This window comes from Vibrio parahaemolyticus, from assembly GCF_900460535.1.
GTDB classification, from domain to species: Bacteria; Pseudomonadota; Gammaproteobacteria; order Enterobacterales; family Vibrionaceae; genus Vibrio; species Vibrio parahaemolyticus.
In genome coordinates this window covers 1733086-1759686 of the sequence record NZ_UHIL01000002.1, presented here as the reverse complement: position 1 = coordinate 1759686, position 26601 = coordinate 1733086, and the positions used below count along the sequence as shown (strand labels likewise).

21 protein-coding genes are annotated in these 26601 nt (G+C 46.4%); 11 read left to right on the top strand and 10 right to left on the bottom strand.

Translation table 11 applies throughout. The annotated features are described in order from the left end of the window. Positions 1 to 113: 113 nt before the first annotated feature. From DYB02_RS25045 to DYB02_RS25020, 6 genes are all read right to left on the bottom strand, one after another. Positions 114 to 1454, bottom strand: a complete 1341-nt coding sequence (locus DYB02_RS25045; RefSeq protein WP_005394568.1) for an MFS transporter — start codon at positions 1452 to 1454, stop codon at positions 114 to 116. A gap of 6 nt (positions 1455 to 1460) precedes the next feature. Beyond that, positions 1461 to 2963 carry a signal transduction histidine-protein kinase/phosphatase UhpB gene (uhpB, locus tag DYB02_RS25040; protein ID WP_021487059.1) on the bottom strand — a complete coding sequence of 501 codons (1503 nt, stop codon included), beginning with the start codon at positions 2961 to 2963 and terminating at the stop codon, positions 1461 to 1463. Then, positions 2963 to 3571, bottom strand: a complete 609-nt coding sequence (gene uhpA / locus DYB02_RS25035) for a response regulator transcription factor UhpA (protein ID WP_005394558.1) — start codon at positions 3569 to 3571, stop codon at positions 2963 to 2965. The genes uhpB and uhpA overlap by 1 nt, the downstream gene beginning before the upstream one ends. Positions 3572 to 3710: 139 nt before the next feature. Beyond that, positions 3711 to 5105, bottom strand: a complete 1395-nt coding sequence (uhpT, locus tag DYB02_RS25030) for a hexose-6-phosphate:phosphate antiporter UhpT (protein WP_005479317.1) — start codon at positions 5103 to 5105, stop codon at positions 3711 to 3713. A 406-nt stretch (positions 5106 to 5511) separates the two neighbouring features. After that, positions 5512 to 6342 (bottom strand): formate dehydrogenase accessory sulfurtransferase FdhD, encoded by an 831-nt coding sequence (fdhD, locus tag DYB02_RS25025; RefSeq protein WP_017447522.1) that lies wholly within the window; start codon positions 6340 to 6342, stop codon positions 5512 to 5514. Between the two features lie 53 nt (positions 6343 to 6395). Then, entirely contained in the window at positions 6396 to 7280 is an 885-nt protein-coding gene (locus DYB02_RS25020; protein WP_005460961.1) for a LysR family global transcriptional regulator AcsS, read from the bottom strand. Positions 7281 to 7947: 667 nt separating this feature from the next. Between DYB02_RS25020 and DYB02_RS25010 the strand changes: the two genes are divergently transcribed. After that, positions 7948 to 10272 (top strand): FdhF/YdeP family oxidoreductase, encoded by a 2325-nt coding sequence (locus DYB02_RS25010; RefSeq protein ID WP_029862553.1) that lies wholly within the window; start codon positions 7948 to 7950, stop codon positions 10270 to 10272. Positions 10273 to 10379: 107 nt separating this feature from the next. On the opposite strand, the gene DYB02_RS25005 is transcribed toward DYB02_RS25010, so the two are convergent. Next, complete coding sequence (locus DYB02_RS25005; protein ID WP_025535331.1) at positions 10380 to 12083, bottom strand: FAD-dependent oxidoreductase; 1704 nt, start codon at positions 12081 to 12083, stop codon at positions 10380 to 10382. 71 nt (positions 12084 to 12154) lie between these two features. After that, entirely contained in the window at positions 12155 to 12340 is a 186-nt protein-coding gene (locus tag DYB02_RS25000) for a YgaP family membrane protein (RefSeq protein ID WP_005460908.1), read from the bottom strand. Positions 12341 to 12518: 178 nt separating this feature from the next. Between DYB02_RS25000 and DYB02_RS24995 the strand changes: the two genes are divergently transcribed. Genes DYB02_RS24995 through DYB02_RS24975 form a run of 5 tightly spaced genes read left to right on the top strand, consistent with a single transcriptional unit; the run spans position 12519 to position 18133 of the window. Continuing rightward, a complete protein-coding gene (locus tag DYB02_RS24995) occupies positions 12519 to 12827 on the top strand; it encodes an ArsR/SmtB family transcription factor (RefSeq protein ID WP_005460911.1) in 309 nt (102 codons plus the stop codon). A gap of 28 nt (positions 12828 to 12855) precedes the next feature. After that, positions 12856 to 13275: a YeeE/YedE family protein gene (locus tag DYB02_RS24990; RefSeq protein WP_005394547.1), complete on the top strand. Its 420-nt coding sequence runs from the start codon at positions 12856 to 12858 to the stop codon at positions 13273 to 13275. A 10-nt stretch (positions 13276 to 13285) separates the two neighbouring features. Next, positions 13286 to 13744, top strand: a complete 459-nt coding sequence (locus DYB02_RS24985; protein ID WP_005460965.1) for a YeeE/YedE family protein — start codon at positions 13286 to 13288, stop codon at positions 13742 to 13744. Between the two features lie 28 nt (positions 13745 to 13772). Further along, positions 13773 to 17081, top strand: coding sequence for an efflux RND transporter permease subunit (locus DYB02_RS24980; protein ID WP_029804789.1), 3309 nt, complete (start codon positions 13773 to 13775; stop codon positions 17079 to 17081). Continuing rightward, positions 17078 to 18133, top strand: a complete 1056-nt coding sequence (locus tag DYB02_RS24975) for an efflux RND transporter periplasmic adaptor subunit (protein WP_029804788.1) — start codon at positions 17078 to 17080, stop codon at positions 18131 to 18133. Before DYB02_RS24980 ends, DYB02_RS24975 begins: the two co-directional genes overlap by 4 nt. Positions 18134 to 18221: 88 nt before the next feature. Here the strand turns inward: DYB02_RS24975 and DYB02_RS24970 are convergent, their stop codons facing one another. Continuing rightward, on the bottom strand, positions 18222 to 19088 hold the full coding sequence (locus DYB02_RS24970; RefSeq protein WP_005460945.1) for an endonuclease/exonuclease/phosphatase family protein: 867 nt from the start codon (positions 19086 to 19088) through the stop codon (positions 18222 to 18224). Between the two features lie 309 nt (positions 19089 to 19397). Here DYB02_RS24970 and nrdD point away from each other — a divergent pair, with 309 nt between their 5' ends. Further along, a complete protein-coding gene (gene nrdD / locus DYB02_RS24965; protein WP_020842161.1) occupies positions 19398 to 21518 on the top strand; it encodes an anaerobic ribonucleoside-triphosphate reductase in 2121 nt (706 codons plus the stop codon). 84 nt (positions 21519 to 21602) lie between these two features. After that, a complete protein-coding gene (gene nrdG / locus DYB02_RS24960) occupies positions 21603 to 22073 on the top strand; it encodes an anaerobic ribonucleoside-triphosphate reductase-activating protein (RefSeq protein ID WP_005394529.1) in 471 nt (156 codons plus the stop codon). Between the two features lie 84 nt (positions 22074 to 22157). Here the strand turns inward: nrdG and DYB02_RS24955 are convergent, their stop codons facing one another. Then, positions 22158 to 23543 carry an MATE family efflux transporter gene (locus DYB02_RS24955; protein WP_005460916.1) on the bottom strand — a complete coding sequence of 462 codons (1386 nt, stop codon included), beginning with the start codon at positions 23541 to 23543 and terminating at the stop codon, positions 22158 to 22160. A 158-nt stretch (positions 23544 to 23701) separates the two neighbouring features. On the opposite strand from DYB02_RS24955, the gene DYB02_RS24945 reads away from it, so the two are divergent. The 3 genes from DYB02_RS24945 (at position 23702) to DYB02_RS24935 (ending at position 26597) form a co-directional block, all read left to right on the top strand. Next, positions 23702 to 24559, top strand: a complete 858-nt coding sequence (locus tag DYB02_RS24945) for an AraC family transcriptional regulator (protein ID WP_005479361.1) — start codon at positions 23702 to 23704, stop codon at positions 24557 to 24559. 155 nt (positions 24560 to 24714) lie between these two features. After that, positions 24715 to 25902 carry an amino acid aminotransferase gene (locus DYB02_RS24940; RefSeq protein WP_029804787.1) on the top strand — a complete coding sequence of 396 codons (1188 nt, stop codon included), beginning with the start codon at positions 24715 to 24717 and terminating at the stop codon, positions 25900 to 25902. Positions 25903 to 25913: 11 nt separating this feature from the next. Next, on the top strand, positions 25914 to 26597 hold the full coding sequence (locus DYB02_RS24935) for a putative ATP-dependent zinc protease (protein ID WP_005460890.1): 684 nt from the start codon (positions 25914 to 25916) through the stop codon (positions 26595 to 26597). Positions 26598 to 26601 lie beyond the last annotated feature (4 nt).

Sequence of the window (26601 nt, the reverse complement as noted above, 5' to 3'; positions counted from 1 at the left end):
ATAGTTAACCCTCCGAACTGAATCGGAAGAAAAATTGAGCAGAGATACGTTAAATAAGGATGGCGAGCGCGGTTAGGTCGCTCGCCAATTTGCCCGAAGGGCGATAAGTCGATTTACAACCGAGGTTTTGGTTCGAGTGGTTTTCGTGATGGTTGCGCTTGCAAAAATGGCAGCAACAAAAGGCCAATGACGGCTGCACAAACTGAAATGGTGATGAAGAAACCCGTCCAATGATATTCTTCAAGAATTAACGCCAGTGGATAACCAGACAATGCTGCGCCCATGTAGGCGAACAAGCCCACGAATCCTGTTGCCGCGCCGGCAGAATCTTTGTGAGAGCACTCCGCCGCCGCCATACCGATCAGCATTTGTGGCCCAAAGACAAAGAAGCCGATGGAGAACAATCCCGCCGCTTGGAATGCAAAGTTGGTCAGAGGCATCAGCCAAAGCGCGGAGACAGATAAGAAAATCCCAATAGCGAACAGCAAGTTCATTGGCCCACGGTTACCGCCAAAGAGTTTGTCTGAGCCCCAACCAGCAACCAATGAACCAACAAAACCGCCGATTTCAAACATCGACAGAGCAGCGTTGGCGTTAATCAGGCTATAGTGATGCTGCTCGGTCAAGTACAGGTTTCCCCAGTCATTGATTGCGGTTCGGACGATGTAAACCAACACATAACTGAACGCGAGCAGCCAGATGTATTTGTTGTTAAATACGTATGATTTCAGAATTTCGCGGTAGGTGAGGCCACGTCCGTAATTTTCTTGCGCAAGTTCTAGTGCGTCGTTGCGCCATTGTCCGACACTTGGTAAGCCCATTGTTGTGGGTTTGTCGCGCAATCGCCAACAAACGAATAGACCGAGTAATACCCCGATGATGCCGGGTAGAATAAAGCCTTCACGCCAGCTGTAGTGCAACGTTAAATAGCCCACCCAAATAGGGATCAGCGCGCCACCAACGTTGTGTGCGGTGTTCCAAATCGCCCATAAGAAGCCACGCTCGGAGCGTGAATACCAAGTAGTTAACAGCTTGGAGCATGAAGGCCAGCCCCAGCCTTGGAACCAGGCGTTTAAGATCCACAGAGTAATGAAAGCCGCGAGTGAGCTAGAAAAACCGAACGCGATATTGACCAGACCTGTCGCAATCAATCCTAATCCCATGAAATAACGAGGGTTAGAGCGATCTGAAATCGTACCGGAAATAAACTTCGAGCAGCCGTAAGTAATGTAGAAAAGCGTACCGATAAGGCCCAAATCGCCTTTATCTAAGCCAAGATCGGTAATCATCGCTGGTGCGGCGTAGTTAAAGGTCTTACGAGTAAAGTAGAAACCTGCGTAGCCGATGTACATCCCCAACATAATGTGCAAACGCCAATGGCGGTAACGCTGGTCGATTTGCTCGTTGCTCAGACTCGGCTGAGTAAATTTAGGTGAACGTAAAAATCCAAACATCTTGAGTTACACCTTAGGTAAAGTAATGCTGATTTGTGTGCCGATCACTTGATCGCTGGTGGAGTAGATAACCATTTTTCCACCTAACGCGTGCACACGCTCTTGCATGCCGCGAACGCCCATGCCTTTCATGCTGTCCTGAACTTTGAATCCGACACCATCATCGTGAATCATCAGTGACACCGCAGCTTCTCCAATTGTCAGTTCAATATTGATCAACTGCGCTTCTGCGTACTTGGCTGCGTTATTTAATGACTCTTGGCATAAACGGAATAGGGTGACTTTGAGTGTGTCACTCAGGCTGGTGTAATCGCCTTGCCAGTTCAGCTGAACAGTCGTTCCGTGATTGGCGAATTCCATCTCTCGCGTCAGTTGCTCGACGGATTCTTTTAAGTCCAAATCATCCAGCATTTTGGGTCTTAGTTTGCTCAACAGTCGCTTAGTGGTGTCGTACACGTTGAGAGAAAGCCCCTCAATTGTATCTGCGCAATGTGCGCTCATTTCTGCGTTATCGATGCGCTTGATGATGTTGGCTTGAGTACGGATAGCGGTAATGTTCTGGCCGATTTCGTCATGCAGTTCGCGGGCAATGTCGCGTCTTACCGATTCTTCCGCTTCGATAAGTTGACGAGACAGGTTTTGATTGCGGGATAGCTCGCCACGCAGTTTGTGGTTGAGATCTTTTTGCTTTTGCACCGCCAAACCCAGCATGATGCCAGTGATAGTTTGAGCTGAAAGAGACAACAACAAATCGGTGATTTCTAGATTCGATACGCCGCTACGAGCCGCAATCAGCGCGATACTGTTGAGCATGGTGGCGAGCAGGGCTCCTTGCCAGCCGTAACGAAGTGCCAGCACGATGATTGGGATAGCCATACAAAATGGCGCAAATCGTTTTAACTCTTCAGGCAAACTCGTTTGCACTAGAATGCTGCCGATAAGAAGTACGGCGTAAAACACAATGTGGCGAATGCTGAACACCACAGTGTTGTTCAAAAGATGCGACGTCAGAGGCGACCATCGGCTTTGAAATAGGTAGTTCCACAGTAGGTAGCACATAGGAACCAGCATCAGCCCACCAGAAATACTGGCTAACCACACCATGTAAACAGAAGGCACGTGAAAGCCGACCGCCATTACGTTGATGAAGGCGGTAATGATGATCACAACGCCCATGACGGCTAAGTGGCGGTTTTGGTCACCGTAGTAGTATTTTTTCGCAATCAGTGTGACAGGGATGCTGGCAACACTGGCGATCAGCACGGTGAGCCATTGAGGTTGCTCTAATAGGGTCGCAAGTGCAATCGTCAGCGCCCATTCTGATACGTAGATTGTTGGCCAGTACGCGGTGCGAGTGTGCAGCGCAATCCCCAATCGTAAGGCGAATGGGAAAAGCAGAATGGCGAGCTCTGGATCGTTGACAAAGTAGTAGGCGATCACCCACAAACAGAACCAAGCACAGGCCATAACAAACAGACCACAAATCGTTGTGACAGAATAGGCTCGCATTAAAAGGACTCTTGAGAGAATAGTTTGGCGAGCTCAACGTTGTTTTTCACACCGAGTTTGTCGATGGCATTCGCTCGATGAACGTGTACGGTCTTGTGGCTCAAGCCAAGCTCTGCCGCGACGGATTTTACATCCAGCCCTTTGGCTAAAAGCTGGCAAACTTCATTTTCGCGTCTTGTTAGTTGGCAAAGCGATGCAGCTTTGTCACTTGGTGTTGCCAGTTTGATGGCAATGTCGGAGGTAAGATAGCAGCCGCCAGACGCACTGGTTCTCACGGCTTGAATAAGTTCGTCTGGGCTACAGCGTTTGCTTAGATAGCCTTTTGCACCAAGTTTTAGTGATTTTTCCACCATTGCAGGGGAGTCGTGCACGCTTAGCATGACACAGGCAATGCCAGTTGGAATTTCGCTCAGTAAGTTTAATCCGCTCTCATCGGGCATGGAAATATCTAGGATGACGACGTGTGGGTGTACCGCAGGCAAGCCTGTGCGTGCTTCGGCGACAGAACCAAATTCACCAACAACGGTAATATCACTTTCTAAATTTAATAATTGTGCGAAACCAGAACGCACGATGACGTGATCATCAACTAGAGCAACATGAATCATCATTACAACCAAATAGAGCAGACAACAAACAACAATAAGCCCCAAAACGGAGCTAATAGAAAAACCTTTAATGATACTGAATTGATCAACTCATTTTAATGATCTTGCGCGCTTTACCGAAGTAAAGCGCGCAGAGAAGTTAGGCTTGGTTTTGTGCAAGTTGAAGCTTCTTCGCGTGTCGAATCTTCTTCTCTTCCGCGATAGCAACGAAAGCAAGCAAAACAATACAAATCATGGCGGAGGTATCTAGGGCTGCGAAGGTACCTTTCCAGCCTGTTAGACCGAAGATTGGTGTACCGTCTGCAATCATACCGAGACCAAGTTTCGCGAAGCTGTCACCGATTAGGTAAGCGAATGTACCTTTCACACCGTCAGCCACACTGATTGCTTTTTTAGGAACAAAACCAACCGCTGCAACACCGATAAGAAGTTGCGGACCAAACACCAAGAAACCAAGTACGAATAGAGACGACAAGTACATGAATTCATTTGTTGCGTGTTGGTAGAACTCAAGCGATACGATGATCAAACCAAGAGACACACAAGCAACCAATGCGCGGCGACCGTTTGCTAGGTCAGATAAGTAACCCCACATCAAAGTACCCACAAGCGCACCGACTTCGAACAGAGTAAAGCCAGAGATTGCCGTTTCTTTTGACAGACCAAGCTCTTGGTACGCATATACCGTTGACCATTGGTCGATACCGATACGCACGATGTAGAGGAAGATGTTGGCAAAGCAAAGTAGCCAGATAACTTTGTTTTTAAGAACGTATTCAACAAAGATTTCTTTTTTGGTCATCTGGTTTTCTTCAGCGGCGGTGTCTTCTTCACTCACTGCTTCATCGAAAAGTTCTTCTACTTTACCTAGACCGTAAGCTTCTGGAGAGTCGCTACCAAAGCGCATACCGATAAAGCCAACGATGATCGCGATGATAGAAGGGAACACGAACATGCCGATTACGTGGCCGTCGAATAGGTAGTTAGCACCGAAAAGAGCAACACCCGCTGCGCCCGCACCACCAACGTTGTGTGACATGTTCCACAAGCCTAGGTAAGAGCCGCGTTTGTTACGAGGTGTCCATTTTGTAATGGTTGAGTAACTAGAAGGGCCACCAGTACTTTGGAAGAAACCACTTAGAGCGTAGAAAGCCACCATCAAGAACAGGCTTGCGCTACCGCCGCCCATGCTGAAGCTGAAACCAAGCATTGCAAGACCAGAAAGGATCAGCATAAAAGGGAGGAATTGCTTGGTGTTCTTACCGTCAGCGTAGTAAGACACAACGGTTTTACCGATGCCGTATGTGATGGAGAAGCCAAGGCCAATAAGACCTAGGTCTGTCATGCTCAAACCGTAAGTTGAGATCATGTCGTTTTGCGCGACATTGAAGTTCTTACGAATCAAGTACATGGTTAGGTAGCCGATGAATACGACCAAGTAAGATTGGATGAACGGTTTAAACCACATCTTTCTTCTAACTTCGACAGGAAGATCGAGGGTCGGCTTCCGCACCTGTTCGAGGAATTTTAACATGATGAACTCTCTTGTAATTGTTTTAGAAACACAACGGAGACCGTTATGTGCTCTTGTTACCTTTGACTGAGCGGAATTCTAGAGAGTGGTTTTGTGAGGCACATGAGATGGTTGCCTAGATCGGCTAGGAAAAATTCCTAGAAATGCCTAGGAAGGCGGAAAAGCGTGAAAAGAGTCACACAAAATCCTTACTAATTTATGGTTTTTTGACAGGGTTCTTATCGGATTGGAAAGCGTTAAAATGCAAGCAGGTTAATATACGCAAGCTTAGTGCTGACAAGGGGTGAGCACGTTTGGTTGGAGAGAATAGTGGCTGGTCGCTAAGTATCAATTGGGAATCAGAAGCAAACAACAGAGGCCCAGAGGTCTCTGTTAGAAATGTTAGGAATTCGGCTAAGTTGACGTGTTAAGGCGCAGGGCTGTATAGACGCGGCGAGCCGTGTTTTGGTAAGTGAATTAGGTTCAAATGGTTTCTTCTTGCCCATTCGACGGTTAACGCTGTAGGCGCAGATAAGCAAACCAGAGTGGGGATACGCGCGCGAACGGCTTTGTGGATCAACTCCAAGCTACAACGGCTTGTCATGATAGCGAAGCCACTTTGAGGCTCGATGTGATTGTTGGCCAATGCGCCGATCAACTTATCTAGCGCGTTGTGACGGCCGATGTCCTCTCGGCACAACTTGATGTTGCCTTGTAAATCCGCAAATAAGGCGGCGTGTAACGCGCCAGATTCACGTGCGGCTTCTTGATGCAGTGCGACTTTGTCTCGCAGCCCTTCAAATACATCGGAGCGCGGAGGAAGAGACGGTGTCAGCGGCGCCAAATCAGGCAAAGCTTGTTCAAGAGCCTCGACGCCACAAATGCCGCATCCGGTTGTGCCAGCAAGATTTCGGCGTTGTGTTTTTAACGCCCAGAAAGCGCGGTTGCTGATTTCCACTTCCGCATAGTGAGATTCGTGATCGCCGCCAATTTCAATGTCTTTGATCTCTTTGAAGTCGTGGACGATGCCTGTGCTTAGGCTAAATCCTTTCACGAAGTCTTCCAGATGGCCTGGCGTCACCATCATGACCGCTTGGCTAATGCCGTTGTAGCTGATAGCTAAGGCGGATTCACTCGCCAGCGACATTTGTTGTACTGGGCGGCCATCAATCAATTCTCGGTAATTGAACGCACTTGGTTGAGGTGGTGCTTGATTGAAATCGGACAGTTCAAAATAAGATTGAGTAGTACATCTCATGAAATCACCTCATAAGCCGTTATGTATGCCAAACATTGACGTGTGGATTCTTGTTATCGATTGAATATGTTTTTTGCTTCTGCGAAGCACTGATCGGTTAGCGCGGAGAAGGGTTCTTGTTTTCGCTTTAACAAACCTAGCGGGGCGTGAACGGCGGCTTCTTCGATAGGGATAATGCGAAGCGTATCGTTCAACTCTTCCAATCCACAATTCAGCGGCATAATGGCGCAACAAAGGCCACTGGTTACTGCTTGGATCAAGTGAAAGGTGGAGTTACTTTCAATGACGGTTTGCGGAACCAGCCCTTTACTCACAAAGCTAAGATCAATGGAGTGGCGATAGTGCATACCCTTTGAAAGCAGCCCTAGCGGAATGTTATTGAGTGACTCCCACAACACTTCAGATTCGGCAAAATCAAAATGACGCTCATCGAATAAAACGCCAAGTTTGGTTGAATCTAGCTCGATAACATCGAAGTAAGCGGTGTTGACTTGATCGACATAACACATCCCCAAATCCAGTTGATTGCGATTGAGTTGGTCTATGATCTGTTCGGTCGTCATGGAGAGTATTTGAAAGCGTAACTCAGGGAACTGTTGAGCTAATGGTTTGAGCAATTGCATAGGGTTTTGGCTGGCGAGTGGTACCATTCCAAGCCGAAGAGAGCCAACCAACTGACCACGGCAGTTGGCGGCTTCGGCTTGCAATCCATCATGAGCTGCTAAGACGGTTTTTGCCCAAGCTAAAATGCGTTCTCCGGCTTCAGTAAATCCTTCAAATCTTTGACTTCTTTGGATTAATTCGAGATCGAGTTCTTCCTCTAAGCTCCGGATTCTCATGGACAAGGTAGGCTGCGTAATGTGGCACAATGCGGCGGCTTGACCAAAGTGTTTGGTCTGTTCAAGTGCGATGAGATATTTAAGTTGTTTGATATCCATAATGGCTTGTTAACCTTGCGTTGTGAGTCACATGTACGGGGGAACTCCCTAAAAAGGGCACAGCACTACCGTACTTTTTAAGCGCTGGAGCGTTTTAACTGGGGAATGAAAAACCAAAACCAAGTCAAGAATAAAACCACACTCAAAATTGATCTGAATCAAGGCTATTCCTGATATTAATTAGGGTCAAATTTAAAGTATCTATAGTGTGATAGATATTATCTATTATCAAGAGTAGCGATTTTATTGAGTTCGTTAAGCGAACTAGGCAGAATCGAATAGAAAAACGATTAACCTCATAAATTGTATTGATTAAAAATGTGATGACCGTCAGTGGAAAAATTCGTCATAGATTTTGTTTATCACTCGGTCAGGATTATCAATTGGACGCATATTGAATATCGACTTAATCTTTGATTTAGATCAAGACGCAACAATGCAAATTGAATCTAACAGTCTTAGAAACAGTAGGCGGGTATCCGATATCAAGAATCTAGATAAGTAAACGCTCGGACAAGCGAGAGCATGTTGAGTGGTTACTTATTTGGATTAAAAAATACATGGATTAGAAACCTAAGCCCTTCAATACTTCCGCATTATCTCAATAAATAACGCGCTTGTTTTCACGGGCACCCTGCTTGCTGATATATCTGCGAGGAGTAAAGTCGTGAGCCAAAAAGAACAAATAAAAACATACAAAGGTCCAGCTGGTGGTTGGGGTGCACTGAAAGCCGTAACCAGAAGTTGGTGGGGCAGTGAAAATGCAGTTAAAAACATTCGCACTATGCTCAAAACCAACCAAAATGGCGGTTTCGACTGCCCGGGATGTGCATGGGGCGAGTCGCCAGATAGTGGTAAAGTCAATTTCTGTGAGAATGGCGCGAAAGCGGTAAACTGGGAGGCGACCAATCGTCTGGTTGATCCTGAGTTTTTTGCCAATCACAGCGTTTCATCTCTCTCAACGCAAACCGATTACTGGTTGGAATACCAAGGCCGTATCACGCACCCAATGCGATACGATGCCGAGTCCGACCACTATGTGCCTGTCTCTTGGGATGAGGCTTTTTCTCTTGTGGCTAAACATCTCAACCAATTGGATTCACCACACCAAGCGGAGTTTTATACCTCTGGCCGTGCAAGCAACGAAGCGGCGTTTTTGTATCAGCTATTTGTGCGCGCATTCGGTACCAACAACTTCCCAGATTGTTCCAACATGTGTCACGAAGCCAGTGCAATCGGGATGAAAGACACAATTGGCGTTGGTAAAGGCACAGTGATCTTTGATGATTTTGAAGAAGCCGACGCGATTTTTGTGATTGGTCAAAACCCGGGCACGAATCACCCACGAATGCTTGAACCTCTGCGCGAAGCGGTAAAACGTGGTGCACAGGTTATCTGTCTAAACCCGCTGAAAGAGCGCGGATTAGAGCGTTTCCAAAACCCACAAATGCCGATTGAGATGTTGAGTAACGGCTCAGAGCCTACCAACACGGCGTACCTGCGTCCTGCTTTAGGTGGAGACATGGCAGTGTTTCGTGGCATCGCGAAATTCTTGTTGCAATGGGAACGCGAGGCATTGCAAAACGGTGGCAAAGCGGTATTTGACCGTGAATTCATCAAGCAACACACGATAGGTATTGAGGAGTATTTGGCTGAAGTGGACGCAACCTCTTGGGAACACATCGCGGAACAATCGGGTCTTGATTTAAGTGAAATCGAGATGGTGGCGAGCATGTATCGACGTGCAGAACGTGTGATCATGTGTTGGGCGATGGGGTTGACTCAGCATCGTCACTCTGTACCAACCATTAAAGAAGTCGCAAACGTACAAATGTTACGAGGTAACGTTGGTAAGCCGGGCGCGGGTCTTTCACCAGTGCGTGGTCATAGTAACGTTCAGGGCGACCGTACGATGGGCATTGATGAAAAACCTTCAGATCTGTTGTTGGATCGCATTGAAAGTCGATTTAACTTTGCCGTCCCGCGTGGTGAAGGCCACAACACTGTGCAAGCCATTAAAGCGATGGAAGAAGGGCAAGCGAAAGTATTTATCGGTTTGGGCGGTAACTTTGCACAAGCAACGCCAGACACAGAACGTACGCACAACGCGATGCGAAACTGTAATTTAACCGTACACATTTCGACGAAGTTAAATCGTTCTCACCTTGTCACAGGTAAAGATGCGCTTATTCTTCCATGCTTAGGCCGTACTGAGATTGATCAGCAAGCGACTGGCCCACAAGGTGTGACGGTTGAAGATACTTTCAGCATGGTGCATATCTCATTTGGTCAGCTAAAACCGCGTTCGGAGCATTTGCGTTCAGAACCAGCGATTATTGCCGGTATTGCCAATGCTACACTCGGGGCAAAACCAATTGATTGGTTGTGGGCGATTGAAGATTACGACCGTATTCGCGATTTGATTGCCGACACCATTCCGGGCTTTACCGATTTTAACCATAAGCTTAAACACCCGGGTGGATTCCACTTGGTAAACCCAGCTGCCGAGCGTCGATGGAATACACCAAGCGGCAAAGCGCAGTTCAGCTCTAGCGAGTTGCCGAAGCAGTTGATCAGCGAAGCGATACTCGAAAAAGGCCAAAAGCCAGATTTGATTTTGCAAACCATGCGCTCACACGACCAATACAATACGACACTTTACGGCTTGAATGACCGTTATCGTGGAGTATTTGGCATGCGCGAAGTGCTGTTTATCAATGAAGCGGATATTCGTAAACTCGGATTTGAACCGGGCGACAAAGTGGACATGGTGTCATTATGGGAAGATGGCGTAGAGCGTCGCGTAAGCGGATTTATGCTTGTTGCCTATGATGTGCCAGCAGGTCAGGCGGCGGCTTACTATCCAGAAACGAACCCATTGGTTCCTTTAGATAGTTATGGGGATAGAACATTTACGCCAACCTCTAAGTTTATTGCGATCAAATTGGAAAAATCGACATCCGATAAAATCGCTTTGGTGGAAACGGAATAGTTACTAAACTAGCGCTACAATATTCGGGATAAGAAAAAACGGCTGATATATGTATCAGCCGTTTTTATTTCTCAAATCAAACCGATGTAATGTTTGCGAAGATTACATTACGCTTTTGCAAACTTGTAAGTACGGTAACCACCAATCAAGTTACGAGCTTTGTAACCATTGTTGACGAGTTGACGGTATGCCACGTTACCGCGCAAGCCTACTTGACAGTAAATCACAATCTCTTTGTCTTTTGGTAGTTCACCCATACGATGGCGCAGTTGATCAACCGGAATGTTGATTGCCCCTTCAAGATAACCAACCGACTCCAATTCACCCGGGTTGCGGACGTCGAGGAGAATTTGATCTTCAGTCAGGTTGTCGATTTCATCGTAATGAATCGCCGTTGCGTCACCTTTGATGATGTTATTTGCCACAAATGCCGCTTGGTTGATCACATCTTTTGCACTGCCGTAAGGTGGCGCGTAAGTCAGTTCAAGATGCTGCAGTTGTTCAACCGTCATGCCAGCACGTTGTGCAACAGCCATAACGTCGATGCGTTTATCGATGCCATCTTTACCAACTGCTTGAGCACCTAAAATCTTGCCTGATTTTGGTTCGAACAACATTTTGAACGACACCACTTCAGCGCCAGGGTAGTAACTCGCGTGGCTTGCTGTATGCACGTACACTTTGTCGTATGCGATACCAGCGCGTTTTAGTTGCTTCTCGTTTTTACCGGTAGAAGCCACTGCAAGGTCAAAGATCTTACAAATCGCTGTCCCTTGTGTGCCTTGGTAAGTTTCTTTGCGGCCGAGCATATTGTCCGCTGCCATACGGCCTTGACGGTTTGCCGGGCCTGCAAGTGGCACTAGAGTTTGCTCGCCTGTCACGAAGTCTTTCTCTTCTATCGCATCGCCGACAGCGTAGATCGAAGGATCGCTGGTTTGCATGTATTCGTTCGTGTAAATACCGCCTAGCGCGCCAATTTGAAGGCCAGCTTCTTGCGCCAGTTTTGTCTCAGGACGCACACCGATTGCCATGATCAGAATATCGGTAGTGAGTTTTTCACCGTTGTTCAGTGTTAACTCCAATTCACCTTCTAGGTGTTGGTGTTTCTCACTCTCACCAGAGTCGAAACTTGCAACGTGCTCGTTAGGTACGAATTTCACAGATTCAAGCGCGACGCCAAGTTTGAGGTCGACACCTTTGTCACGAATTTCTGCATGAGCAAAACCTGCCATTTCACGGTCTACTGGCGTCATGACTTGGTCTGCCATTTCGATCAGAGAGGTTTTAATGCCAAGTTGGTGGAAGGCTTCCATCATTTCTAAACCGATGAAACCGCCGCCAACAACCGTCGCATGTTCTGGTTTGTTCATTTGGATCGTTTCGATGATGCGATCCATATCTGGAATGTTACGTAGCGAGTGGGTGAGCGGGTTATCGAGGCCTGGGATTGGTGGAACAATAGGACCAGCACCTGGGCTAAGCAGTAGGAAGTCGTATGATTCTACGTATTCAGACTCATCCAACAGGTTTTTGATCGTAACGGTTTTGTCCTGTCGGTTAATAGAAACTACTTCATTCATCACGCGAACATCAACGTTAAAGCGTGCTAAAAAGCTTTCTGGCGTTTGTAGTAGTAACTTACTGCGTTCTTGGATATCGCCGCCGATGTGATAAGGCAAGCCACAGTTGGCAAATGAAACAAACGGGCCACGTTCAAACATGATGATTTCGGCATCTTCGCTTAGACGACGAGCACGCGCCGCCGCAGATGCACCACCTGCAACACCACCGACGATTAAGATCTTAGTCATTTTTAACTCCAAGTTTTAGGGCGAGCTGACCTTTCACGAATAGCCAGTGTGAAAGGTCACTGCGCTCTAGATTATCTAAAACCAAATTTCTTTAAAAAATAAGCAGCAGGGCAGATTCCCGTGTAAGCACTTTGAATAAGATTAACGCCGATAAACACGGTGAACCAAATGAAGTTACTGTGAACGAACACGGTTAGTATGACCGAGACCAATACCATCGTGCCTGCAAAAACTCGTACTGCATTTTCTAACGTCATAACTCTTCTCCTTCGTACTCTCAAACTGAGAACGCCATCCTTTGATGTTCATCACTATAATTAACTAAATTAGAAATGTCTAATGTTAATTTATCTAAATTCACAATTACTAATTTAGTGTTGACTAAAGATATTGTTTTAGTAATATCTAATTTAGTTTTTAATGTAGAGGTGAGTCATGAGCTATACAGATATGGATGTAGCAGCAATGAAAGGCAATGCCAATGAAGCTGCTGATCTTCTAAAAGTAATGGCACATCCGGAAAGGCTAATGGTGTTGTGCCAACTGACCCAAGGTGAAGTTGGTGTTGGGGAACTGCAAAAGAACTCGTTCCTTAGCCAATCCGCCTTTTCACAGCACTTAACGGTGCTTCGCAAACACAAATTGATCACGGCTCGTAAGGCATCACAGCAAGTGTTTTATTCGTTGTCAGAACCGAGAGTTGAGTCATTAATCAAAGCGCTTCATGGCGTTTTCTGTAACTAATTCGTAGCTAAGATTTTAGAGGTAAATAATGTTAAACGTTATTCCATGGGAATCGTTGTTTGGTGGCATTTTGTTAGGGATCTCCGCCACTATATTGTTGTTGGTTAACGGTAAAATTGCCGGAATCAGTGGAATTATGAATGGCATTATGTCACCGAAAAAAGGTGATTATTCGTGGCGATTGCTTTTTGCGGTTGGAATGATAGCTGGTGGCTTGATTAGCGTTCTGATGTTGGGCGTTGCGGTTCCTAGTACCGCGAACCTTTCTTTAGGGATGGTGATTGCCGCTGGTTTATTGGTAGGAATCGGGACCAGACTGGGTAACGGATGTACTAGCGGACACGGCATTTGTGGCATGGGCCGTTTGTCTAAGCGCTCTATTGTGGCGACCTGTGTATTTATGGCTGTCGCTGGCCTAACGGTATTCGTTCGACTTCACCTAGTTTAAGAGAGATTCCATGAACAAGACTATTTTTCGTTTTTCTGCTCTTTTGAGCGGTGTGTTATTCGGTATGGGCATGGCGGTGTCCGGCATGATCGACCCAGCTAAAGTCATTGGATTTTTAGATATTTCTGGCAGTTGGGATCCAAGTTTGGCTTTTGTGATGGGCGGCGCACTCGCGGTATTCATGCCAAGCTATTTTTTAATCATCAAGCCGAGAAAACAATCAGTTAGCGGTGAAGCGTTTTGCACACCAACCAATAAGAACATCGACGGACGTTTGTTATCTGGTGCGGCGATCTTTGGTTTAGGTTGGGGTTTGGCCGGTATTTGCCCTGGCCCTGCGGTTGCGAGTCTGGCATTAGGCAACGTGAGCATTGTAGTGTTCTTCCTTGCGATGTTAGTTGGATCTCTGTTCGCGAAAGCGATCATTACTAACCGTAACGCGAAGAAGATGAAAACCGCGAACGCGTAAACAATCAATCTGATATGGAGGGGAAAGGATGCCCGACAAACTAAAGCGAAGTTTTGTTCAGTCTGTGATGAACAGCTTTTTCCCTCCGATCATGATTTTACTCGCGCTTGTGGTCGGTGCTGCGGCCTTGTGGTTGACCCCGAAAGAGGAAGACCCCCAAATCGTTGTGCCAATGGCAGATGTATTGGTTTCGGCTCCCGGACTCAGCGCTTCTCAAGTCGAAAATCAAATCACTGAACCATTAGAAAAGCTTGTTAGCCAAATTGACGGTGTGGAATACGTTTATTCCTCGTCCATGGAAGGTGCTGCGCAAGTCATCGTTCGTTTCTATGTCGGCGAAAACCGGGAAGATGCTCTGGTCAAGCTGTATAACAAACTCTATTCCAACCAAGACAAAGTTCCTCCTTCTGTCACTAACTGGCTTGTAAAGCCTGTTGAAATCGATGATGTACCCATTGTTGTTGCCGCAATTTATTCCACCGATCCAGACATTCTCGATCGCCATCAGTTGAGACGTATTGCAGACCAAGCCACGTTAGGCATTAAATCATTGGATGCCACCAACAAGGTGGAAGTGATTGGCGGTGAGCCGAGAAAAATCCAGATAGAGCTTGATTCCGTTGCGATGGCAAACTTCAAAGTAACCATCGATGACCTCGAACAGGCCATCCAGCTCAGTAATAGCAAAACCCAAGGCAAGAACGTTCGCGTAAACGGGCAAAATTTCACATTGGAGTCGGGACGGTTTCTGACTAACGCCGAAGAGGTTGGCGATCTTGTTATCGCGGTGCTCAATGGTAAACCCGTTTATTTGAAAGATGTCGCGCGTATTTACGACGGTGAAGGTGAGGCAACATCCGATACTTGGTATCGCGATAAAAACTACGATGAAGCATACCCAGCGGTATTCATTTCTGTCGCTAAACAAAAAGGCTCGAACGCGGTTAACGTCGCTCAGTCTGTTCGGGATAAACTGGCGGCGCTTCAATCCGAGCAATTTCCTCCACAAGTGCAAGTTGCAGTCATTCGAGACTATGGCGAAACGGCGAATGCGAAAGTAAACAACTTGGTATCAAGCCTTGGCATCTCTATTCTAACGGTCGTGGTGTTTGTCGGTTTGTTCTTGAACTGGCGAAGCGCATTGGTGGTTGGTATCGCGATTCCGATTAGCTATGGTGCCGCGCTCGGGATGGACTTGGCATTTGGCTATTCCATCAATCGAGTCACACTCTTTGCGTTGATTTTGGCGCTAGGTTTGATCGTGGACGATCCGATCGCGAGTATCGACAACATTGAACGCTACCTCAAACGAAAAAATCTAACACGAACCAATGCGATTGTTCTCGCCATGGCAGAAATTCGTAGCGCCTTGTTAATGTCGACGGTCGCGATTGTTATCGTGTTTACGCCGATGTTTTTTATCACTGGGATGATGGGGCCTTACATGGCGCCACTGGCGTTCAACGTTCCGATCAGCGTTATCTTTAGTACCGTTGTCGCGTTTATGATCACACCTTGGCTTGCCAAGAAGCTACTCAAAGGTGCTGAGGAAAACGGCCACTATGACATCCAATCTTCGCCGATGTATCGTTTGTATCGTGGTGTGTTGATTCCGCTACTTGAAAGTCGCAAGAAAGCGTGGCTTTTCCTTGGTTTGGTTGCCTTGTTGTTCGTCTTGGCAGCATTGTTGCCAGCACTTCGCTTAGTTCCACTCAAGTTGCTGCCTTATGACAATAAAAATGAGTTCCAATTGGTATTAAACATGCCAGAGTCTTCAAGCTTTGTGGATACCTCCAACGCGCTGTCGAACTTTACGGACTATTTAATGACGGTGCCGGAAGTGACAAGTGTGTCGGGCTTTGCAGGCACCGCTTCCCCAATGGATTTCAACGGCATGGTGCGCCACTACTTTATGCGTAGCGAACCATACCAAGGCGAGCTTCGAGTCGTTCTTGCAGAGAAGAATCGCCGCGCAATGCAATCACACGAGTTGGTGACACGACTCAGGGCGGATTTAGAGCAGATTGCAGATAAGTTTGACGCTGACGTGCAGCTAGTCGAAGTGCCGCCAGGCCCGCCTGTTATCGCCACCATTACAGCAGAAGTTTACGGTGATGAAGCGACATCTTATGAAGATCTGATGAGCCAAGCAGAGAAAGTCGCGGATAGGCTTCGCAAAGAACAGTTGGTTTCTGAGGTGGATACCAGCATCCAAGGTGATTTAGAAACGTGGCAATTCATCGTTGATCAAGAAAAAGCGGCGCTGTCCGGTGTTTCTGTTGCTGATATCAATAACACGCTTATTACCGCCGCGAACGCCAAAGTGCTCGGTTATATCGCCGATCCAAGAGAAGTGGACCCACTACCTATCGAAGTGCAGCTCCGACGCGAAGACAGAGATAACCTGAATCAACTAGAGCAGCTTTATGTGCGAGGCCGTCCGGGCATTGCAAAAGTAGAATCCAATGGGGCGGTTGTGGATGCTCCTCAGCCTATCGTGCAGTTGTCTGAAGTCGGTCATTTTGTGAAACGTGCAGCGGACAAACCGATTTTCCATAAAAACCTCAAGCCTGTTGTGTATGTCTACGCCGAGGTAGTTGGGCGTGTTCCGGGTGAAGTGATTGCCGATGTGATGGCTGACCAAGATACAACTCACGCGGAAGATGTGCATCGTCACTGGCAAGATCGCACGTACTTGAGCAATGGCGCTGGTGTCTCTTGGAGCGTGCCAGACAACATCGAAGTGGTTTGGAGTGGTGAGGGGGAATGGAAAATCACAGTGGACGTATTCCGCGATTTAGGCATTGCTTATGGCGCTGCGCTGCTTGGCGTATTTGTGGTGATGTTGATTCAAACTGGTTTACCTGCGGTATCGGGCATCATCATGCTGGCGATACCTCTGACTGTGATTGGGATTATGCCGGGGTTCTGGATTTTGAATGTGTTAAGCAGTGACATCGGTAATTACCCCAACCCAGCTCTGTTCACGGCGACCGCGATGATCGGCATGATTGCGCTAGCAGGGATTGTGGTGCGTAACTCACTCGTTTTGATTGAATTTGTTCAGCAATCGTTGGCTGAAGGTCGTAGCTTACATGATGCGTTGATTGAATCTGGTGTTGTTCGTATGCGGCCAATATTGCTGACTGCGGGTACAACGTTGCTGGGTAATGTCGTGATTACGTTAGACCCAATTTTTAATGGTTTGGCTTGGGCAATCATATTCGGTATTACCGCCTCGACCATCTTTACGCTGCTTGTGGTTCCGGTGGTTTATAACCTTGCATACCAAAACACCAAAGGACATGGATTACCTCAGATGGAGGAAGAGCAATGAAATTAGATACCAAATGGCTAGGCGTGATTCTGTTTGCCATACTCGCGCTTCTTTTTCTCTATATGGCTGGTTTTTTTACAGAAAAATTGCCGACAGAACATGACGCGAAAACCAACCAGATTGATGTAAATAACGCAGAGACACATCAACTGATGTTAACCAGCGAACCAGTTGTTCGAGAGTTTCCGGGCGTCGTCGTTGCAGAACAACACGCCGATATCGCTGCACGGTTAACGGCATCGGTGATGGAGGTATTGGTGAAGGTTGGCGATAGAGTGAAGCAAGGAGACGTGTTGGCGCGGCTAGAAAGCGATGATCTCGACGCGCGAGTTCGTCAAAGTGAGCAGGCTTTATCCTCTGCACAAGCGCAGCTTAACGCGGCGAGAAAGGAGTTTTCTCGTGTCAGAGCGCTTTTAAACAAAAAACTGATCCCTCAATCGCAATTTGACCAAGCGGAAAGTGCGCTGCAAACCGCACAAGCCAACTTCAATAAAGCGCAAGCGGCGGTCTCCGAGGCGGAAACGACCTTTGGCTACAGCATCATTACTGCACCGTTTGATGGTTTGATCACGCAAAAGCCCATCAACAAGGGTGATACTGCGACGCCGGGGGCTTTGCTTTTATCAATGTACAATCCAAACTCGTTGGAAATAGAGGTGAATTTTGCTGAGTCTGTCATGCCTTATGTGACTTATGATAAAGAAGTGGACGTTGTTTTTCCGTCTTACAACCTCAACGCACAAGCGGCTGTAAAAGAAGTGACGCCGTCGGCAGATGCCAACTCGCGCAGTTATACCGTAAAGCTTCAATTTGAGCCGCCAACGGCTATCTATCCAGGTACATACGCCAAAGTCGCGTTGACCTTGACCGACGATGTTGTACTTCGCGTGCCAAAAGAGGCGGTTTACCAAGTTGGCCAATTGGACTACGTAAAAGTGGTGCAAGACAGCGGTGAGGTAGAAACTCGACTTATTCAGCTTGGAGAGTTGGGGAGAGTGCGAACTGGGTTAAAGCAGGGTGACGTAGTGCTGCTGAATCCAAGATCGCTTTGATAGAACGGTTTCTCTCGTCTAATCAAACGTCTATCTAACAAACTACAACATAAAATAGCCCAGCATCATGCTGGGCTATTTTGTTCGTTCAGTTAAGCGTTACCGTTGCGTTTACAGGGCAATGGTCACTCAGTTTGTAATCCAAAACATCTTGTGAGATGAACAGCGTTTGATGCGCGTTTTTCGCTTTTATTTGCGGGCTAACAATAATGTGATCAATCAAAGAGCGGAATTGGTGTGTTTTGCTTGGGTTCTTATTTGAGCGAACCTTGCAATCGGCTTGAGTATCTCGCGTTACCAATTGCGCATCGTTACCGAGCGTCATGATCGCCCACAACCAATCACGTTGATACGACAAGTTGTGATTGAAATCGCCCATTACGGCATACTGCTCTTTTTTCTTTTCTCTCTCGCTCATCCATTTCGCAAGTGCTTCTCCTTGTTGACTCAGTGTCTGGCAATCACGACTATTTTTATACGCTCCGCTGCATCCTGCTTTTAGATGCACAGAGAGCAGGTGAAGCTCGTCCTTTTGGCTTGGGTTAACGACGATGTAGCTGGCAAAGCGCAACTTGCTATTATCACGCGTGATTGAGAAGTCTGCAGGGTCAGACACTTCAATGTCTTTGCGCACAGCAAAACCGGTGTACTGATTGGTATCAGAAAACTGAAGGTGCTTATTGTTTGATTGAGCTCGATCAGAGAGATAAATCGCGTAGCCATCGCCTACGGCTTTTTGAACCGCGGCTTTGGAGTCGACCTCCTGAAAGGCGATGATGTCGGCTTGAGTTTTATCCACATATTGGTTGAGTTTAACGAAATCGTCACTGGTTCTCGAAACCTTACCTCCATTTATAGACAGCCATTCTATATTCCAACTGGTTAAGTTGATGGAGTTTTGAGCAAGTGACGTTGAACTAAAAATTAATAAGGCAGTAACAAATAGTGATCGCATATTGGCTTGTTTCACTCCTGGTTTTTAGCGTATTCCTTTCCAACCTTTATTCTATAAGACATCCCAAAAAAGCAAGTAGATTTAGTTCCAATTTTGCAATTTTCACGGTTTTCTTCGCAACTGAGATCAGTACCAATAAGATCGATTTGTTCTTGTCCGCTAGCCGATCTTTATTGATCAAAATCAATGTTTTCAAGTGGTGCTTTTCGTTAAATACGCCACAATATATTGTGTTAGCAGAATAAAAAATAACCCCATATAGTGTGTTTGTGGATAACTCTGTGAGTATGCTGGGGTAAGGAGAAGAAAGTGAAACCAATCGTAATCAAGCGTGACGGCTCAAGAGCTCCGTTCAACAGGGATCGTATCCAAGCAGCAGTTGAAGCGGCAGCGGAAAACAAAGATAAAGATGTCGCCATTTATGCTCTTAATGTCGCTCTTGCTGTCGAGTTACAGCTAAAAGATCACGATGAAGTTCACATCCATGAGATTCAAGACTTAGTCGAGAATGAACTCATGCAAGGTCCTTACAAAGCCCTAGCACGTTCTTACATTGAATATCGCCATGACCGCGACATCGCGCGTGAAAAGCAAAGTGCACTAACTCGTGAAATCGAAGGCTTGATTGAAGAAAGTAACCTTGATTTGATCAACGAAAACGCGAACAAAGACGGCAAAGTTATCCCAACTCAGCGTGACCTTTTAGCGGGTATCGTGGCGAAGCACTACGCGAAAACGCACATCCTGCCTCGTGATGTGGTTCAAGCACACGAAGTGGGTGACATTCACTACCACGATCTGGATTACGCGCCTTTCTTCCCGATGTTTAACTGTATGCTTATCGATTTGAAAGGCATGCTAACGCACGGCTTCAAAATGGGTAATGCAGAAATCGACACGCCTAAATCGATTTCAACTGCGACTGCCGTAACGGCGCAAATTATTGCGCAAGTAGCTAGCCATATTTATGGCGGTACGACAATCAACCGTATCGACGAAGTGCTTGCTCCATACGTTATGACAAGCTATGAGAAGCACCTAGAGATCGCGAAAGAATGGAACATTGCCGAGCCAGAAGAATTCGCTAAAGCGCGCACTGAGAAAGAGTGTTACGACGCATTCCAATCGCTAGAGTACGAAGTAAACACACTGCACACGGCAAATGGTCAAACGCCATTCGTTACGTTTGGTTTTGGTCTTGGTACAAGCTGGGCGTCTCGTCTTATTCAGCAATCGATTTTGAAAAACCGTATCGCTGGTCTTGGCAAAAACCGTAAAACCGCCGTATTCCCTAAATTGGTGTTCGGTATTAAAGACGGTCTAAACCACAAGGCAGAAGATCCAAACTACGACATTAAGAAACTTGCACTTGAGTGTGCTTCAAAACGTATGTACCCAGACATTCTTAACTACGACAAAGTCGTGGAAGTAACGGGTTCATTCAAAACACCTATGGGTTGTCGTAGCTTCCTAGGCACTTACGAAGAGGATGGCGAACTTATCCATGAAGGTCGTAACAACCTTGGTGTAGTTAGCTTGAACTTGCCACGTATTGCGCTTCGCGCAAAAGGCAGCGAAGCGAAGTTCTATGAACTGCTTGATGATCGTCTACGTCTTGCTCGTAAAGCACTAGAAACGCGTATTTCTCGTCTAGAGAACGTAAAAGCGCGCGTTGCACCAATTCTATACATGGAAGGTGCATGTGGTGTGCGCTTGAAAGCGGACGATTCGATTGCAGAAATCTTCAAAAACGGCCGTGCGTCAATTTCTCTAGGCTACATTGGCGTGCATGAAACTATCAACGCGTTGTTTGGTACTGAAGCTCACGTTTACGATGATGCCGTATTGCGTGAAAAAGCGGTCGCGATCATCAAACATTTAAAAGATGCGGTGAACCAATGGGCTGACGAAACTGGCTATGGCTTTAGCTTGTACGCAACACCAAGTGAAAACCTATGTAGTCGTTTCTGCCGCATCGACACCAAAGAGTTTGGTTTGATTGAAGGCGTAACAGACAAAGGTTACTACACCAACAGCTTCCACTTGGATGTTGAGAAGAAGGTTAACCCTTACGACAAGATCGACTTCGAGATGCCTTACCCAGAAATCTCAAGCGGTGGCTTCATCTGTTACGGTGAGTTCCCGAACATGCAACGTAACGTAGAAGCGCTAGAAAACGTGTGGGACTACAGTTACACCCGCGTTCCTTACTACGGAACCAACACTCCGATTGATGAGTGTTACGAATGTGGTTACACCGGTGAGTTTGAATGTACAAGCAAAGGCTTTACTTGCCCAAGTTGTGGCAACCACGATTCAACCAAAGTATCGGTGACACGTCGCGTATGTGGCTACTTGGGCAGCCCAGATGCACGTCCGTTTAACTTCGGCAAACAAGAAGAAGTTAAACGTCGAGTGAAACACCTATAAGGTTAATTACCACTCGATTCAACACTTTGAAAATCAACCTGCTTTAGGTTGATTTTCTTTTTCGCGATAACAAAGAGACGCATTATGAACTACCACCAATATTATCCAATTGACGTTGTTAACGGACCGGGTACGCGCTGCACATTGTTTGTGTCGGGCTGTGTGCATCAGTGTCGAGGCTGTTACAACCAGTCGACGCAACGCTTGGATTCGGGTGTGTTGTTCACGCAAGAAGCGGAAGACAAGATCATCAATGATTTGAATGACACGCGCATTAAACGTCGCGGTTTGTCGTTGTCGGGCGGAGATCCGCTTCATCCTGCTAATGTGCCTCATATTTTAAAGATCGTGAAAAGGGTGAGAGAAGAGTGTCCCGGTAAAGACATCTGGGTTTGGACAGGCTATACGCTGGCTGAACTGGATGACGCGCAAAGAGAAGTGGTGCAATACATCGACGTTTTGATTGATGGTAAGTTTGAACAAGACAAGAAAGACCTCAATCTCGAATGGCGTGGTAGTTCAAACCAAATCATTCATCGCTTTACAGATATCTAACCAAGTATTCTCCAAACATAAAAAGGGCTCACGCGTGCATAACGGGTGAGCCCTTTTGGTGTGAGTTCGTCAGTGCATCTTCAGTTACGCTGTCACCGTTTGGTCATCTTCGACCATATTGTTTATCCAACGTTTAGATTGGATACGATAAGTCGTCAGTACGCCTTTCACAAATTCTTCAGCTAGCAGAGACATCAAGACAAAATGCAAAGGCAACCCGAGTACCATACCAGTGTAATAGGTAAGAGGAATACCAATAGCCCACTGACCGAACGTATCAATAAAAATGCTGTAGCGAATATCCGCACCACTCTTTAGTACGCCGCCAATCCCTACCATGTTAAACACTCTCAAAATCATACCCAGCGCCATGACTAAGCATACGTTGAGTGCCATTTCTGCATCGGTTAATGGGCTCAGCACCAATAGATGATGAATCAAAGGCGAGCTCAACCACACTAGGAAAAATAGTAAGGTGGCTAAGATTGCGCTGGTTAACACATACCACCACGCTGTTTTCTCGACCCGATCATAATGTTTTGCGCCAATATCATTCCCAAGAAGAACGGATGCAGCGACCGCAAATCCCATAAAGGTTGAAATCAGTACACCTTCAATTGGCGATAAGAATGAGATGATCGCAAGTTCTGAAACGCCCAATTGACCATAGATGATGCTGTAAACGATCAGCCCACCAGTCCAGAGTGCATCGTGGACCAACATGGGTAGAGAAACCTTAAAGTATTTTTGACGATACTGCTTTAAACGGCCTTGTGCCCAATCGAATTTGGTCGGAATCAGGTGCGCATAACGTTTGCAGAAAAAGTAAATCAATACCGCAGTTTGGAAAAATCGAGAAACAAAAGTACCGACTGCTGCACCAAATACGCCCCATTGAGGAAATCCAAATAAACCGAAAATCAAAACGGAGTTCAGCACGACATTTACAACAATGGCGGAGATACTAACGTTGGTTGCCAGTTTGGTTTGTCCTACGGAGCGCAATACCGCTTCAATCGGTACCACTATCGCCGTTGCAATGAGACTAAAGCCCGTAACCACAAGATAGTCACGTGCATAAGTGACGTATTCAGGATCGTCTGACATGAAAGAGACGATCTCTTCATCAAAAATCGCATAAAGAACAATAAATGGCAGCGTCACTAAAATGGAAATACACCAAGACTGCGCCAATGTTCTGCGAATTCCCGCCATATTCCCTGAGCCGTAATATTGAGAAGCCAGCACCGTTACTGCACCACACAGGCCAAAAACGACCGCAAGGTTGAAGAAAAAGATGCGGTTTCCGACACCGACTGCAGCTGTTGCGGATTCGCCAAGTAGACTCACCATGAAAATATCCACGACGCCGAGTAACGCAAAAAGCATGGATTGCAGTGAAACAGGGAGGCCAATCGCAATCAGCTTTTGCCAAAATGCTTTATCGATGTATTCGCGTGTTAAGAGCATCGCATTTCTCCTTAAAGATTGATGCGAGTAGTTTATCCCCATGATTTCGCGTTGTATTTTTCAAAGGCATCCAAAACTTTTGCAAAACTCTCAACTAACACCCGCAAATAAATTTTGTCATTGTAAAAAAGCGATAACTCACAGTACGAGCCACCGACATGGAAGAAAAGCAAGAGCGCTACAGCATCTCAGAGAAAACCTATCAAGAGTTCATTGATCACACGCGAGTGCTTGCACTGGAAGAACGAGGCATTGTGCAGTGTGGGATCGCGACTTGCCGTGACTTCTTTTCCGTTTATCGCAAGAACCAGAAGAAACACATGCTGCTTTATACTGTGCGTGGCAAAGGTTGGTTAGAAAGTGGGGCGTGCCGTTATGAGCTTGAACCCGGATCGCTGGTGGTCGTGCCTGCGGGGATTGAAAATGGGTTTGGAATGGAAGATGAAACATGGCAAATCGCGTGGGTATTTCTTTCCCAACATAAAGAGTGGTCGATGGTGGGAGAAAACATCAGCTATCAACTAACACCTGCACCGGAAGTGATGTATTCATGTATTCAGACATTGCTTCGTAGCATAAATCTGTCCATTGATTACGGCAGTGCGGTCGGTGCTCACAGCGTAGCGCAACTGGAATTGATGCTGAATATGCCGTCTTCGGAATCTGTTTCTCGCAATCAGCTTAAACTTCGCCGCGTATTTGACCTCGTTCAGCGTCAATTACATAAAGACTGGAGCGTTGAGCAGTTAGCGGCACTCTATCCATGTTCGGAGCCCCATTTACATCGTTTAACGCAGCAACAATTTGGTCGAAGCCCGATGGCACACTTGATGCGCATGCGAATGGAGTATGCCGCGCGTTTACTTCGTTCAACAGAGTGGCCGATTCAACATATTGGTGAGATTGTCGGATACCCAACCAGCGCAAACTTTAGTACGCGCTTCAAAGCGTGGTCGAGCATGACGCCAAGAGAGTTCAGACAAAATGGAAGAATAGAGCGAGATCCTGAGAAGTGATTCGTACTTTTTGTGAACGATTGGGCGCACAGAACCTCTTGGCTCTCAGAATATTCTCCTCTAATTGATGAAATAAGTGAAAAATCATTTCGCCATTTTTAACGATAGTGTTAACGTGACGTTCGATACTTGAATTTCAAAGGGTTATGACTTTCATGTTTTCTAATCTACCAACTCCCGTATTAGATCCAATTTTATCTTTATCCGTTGCATACCGTAACGATGAACGTCCAAACAAGGTTGACCTTGGTATTGGCGTATACAAAAACAGCGCAGGCGAAACGCCGATCATGAAAGCCATTCAAATGGCTCAAGATGTCGTTGTTGAAACTCAAAAAACCAAATCTTACGTTGGCCTTGCTGGTTGTGAAGAGTTCAACCAAAGCATGATTGATCTTCTACTGACGGGAACGTCAGCGATGGATCGTGTTGCTGCAATTCAAACGCCAGGAGCAAGTGGTGCACTGCGTATGCTGGGTGACCTAATGAAGGTCGCACAACCAGATACAAAGGTTTGGATTTCGAATCCAAGCTATGTGAACCACAAGCCAGTAATGGAAGCTGCTGGGCTTAAAGTTAAGTTCTACCATTATTTCTCGCCAGAAACGAAACAAGTCGACACTGCAAAAATGCTGGATGATCTTGCTAAAGCAGGGCCGACAGATGTGGTTCTACTGCATGGTTGTTGTCACAACCCAACAGGCGCAGACATCGACTTTTCCGCATGGCAAGCTATTACAGAACTTTCTCAAAAGAACGGTTTTACGCCATTTGTTGATATCGCGTATCAAGGTTTTGGTGACGGCTTAGAAGCTGACGCAAAAGGTCTTCGTTACATGGCGGATAATGTCGAAGAGATGTTGATTACAACTTCTTGTTCTAAAAACTTTGGCTTGTACCGCGAACGTACTGGTGCTGCTATTGTTGTGGGTAAGAACACGCAAGACATCACTAACGCGAAAGGCAAATTGTTAACGTTGGCGCGCTCTACGTATACGATGCCACCCGATCATGGTGCTGCTTTAGTGAAAACCATTCTGCAAGATGCGAACCTGACTTCTGTCTGGAAGCAAGAGTTGAGCGAAATGCAACAACGTTTGGTCAGCCTTCGTCAAAGTTTGTGTAACGAATTGAGAAACAACCATAATACAGATCAATTTGACTTCATTGAGAGTCACAAAGGCATGTTTACTGTGCTAGGCTTTAGTGAAAACCAAATGGCGCAACTGCGTGAAGATTATGGCATTTATGGTGTTGGCGATGGTCGAATTAACATCGCTGGCTTAACCGAAACTCATATTCCATACGTAGCTGACGCAATTAAGAAAATATCTCAACCTTAATTGGAGTGTGGATGAATAACTGGAAACTGATTCTGCCGCTTATGATGAGCGGCAGTTTAATTGCTTGTACGTCAACTCAAACGACCACAGAGCCTGTTGAGCCAGAAACGCCAAAAGTTGAACAACCGGTGACGGTTGAACCAGAAGTGAAGCCAGAGGTTGAACCTAAGCCTGAGGTGAAACCTAAACCGGAAACAAAGCCTGAAAAGAAACCAGAACCAAAACCAGAAAAACCTGTGAAGGTGCAAAAAACACCTGATGGTATGCTGATTTTGGGTTCAGAAGAGTGGGTTTATGTGCCCGCGATCGACCAAACGTTTAAAGCGAGAGTCGATACCGGTGCGACAACGTCTTCAATCAGTGCGACGGAAATCGTGCCTTTTGAGCGTGATGGTAAAGATTGGGTTCAGTTTAAAATCGACATCAATGGTAAGACGAGCAAAGAGTTCAAAGTGCCTGTTGAGCGTTGGGCTAAGGTGAAGCAGTCATCTTCTGATGAAGTAGATAAACGAGCTGTTGTTGTCGCTTATATCCAAGTTGGCGACTACAAAGAGAAGACGGAGTTTACTCTAGCTGACCGCGATCACATGAAGTTTCCAATTCTCTTAGGCCGAAGCTTCTTCAGAGATATCGCCGTTGTGGATGTGTCTAAAAAGTACATTCAAGACAAACCAACAAAGTCGACCAAAAAGTAAGAGT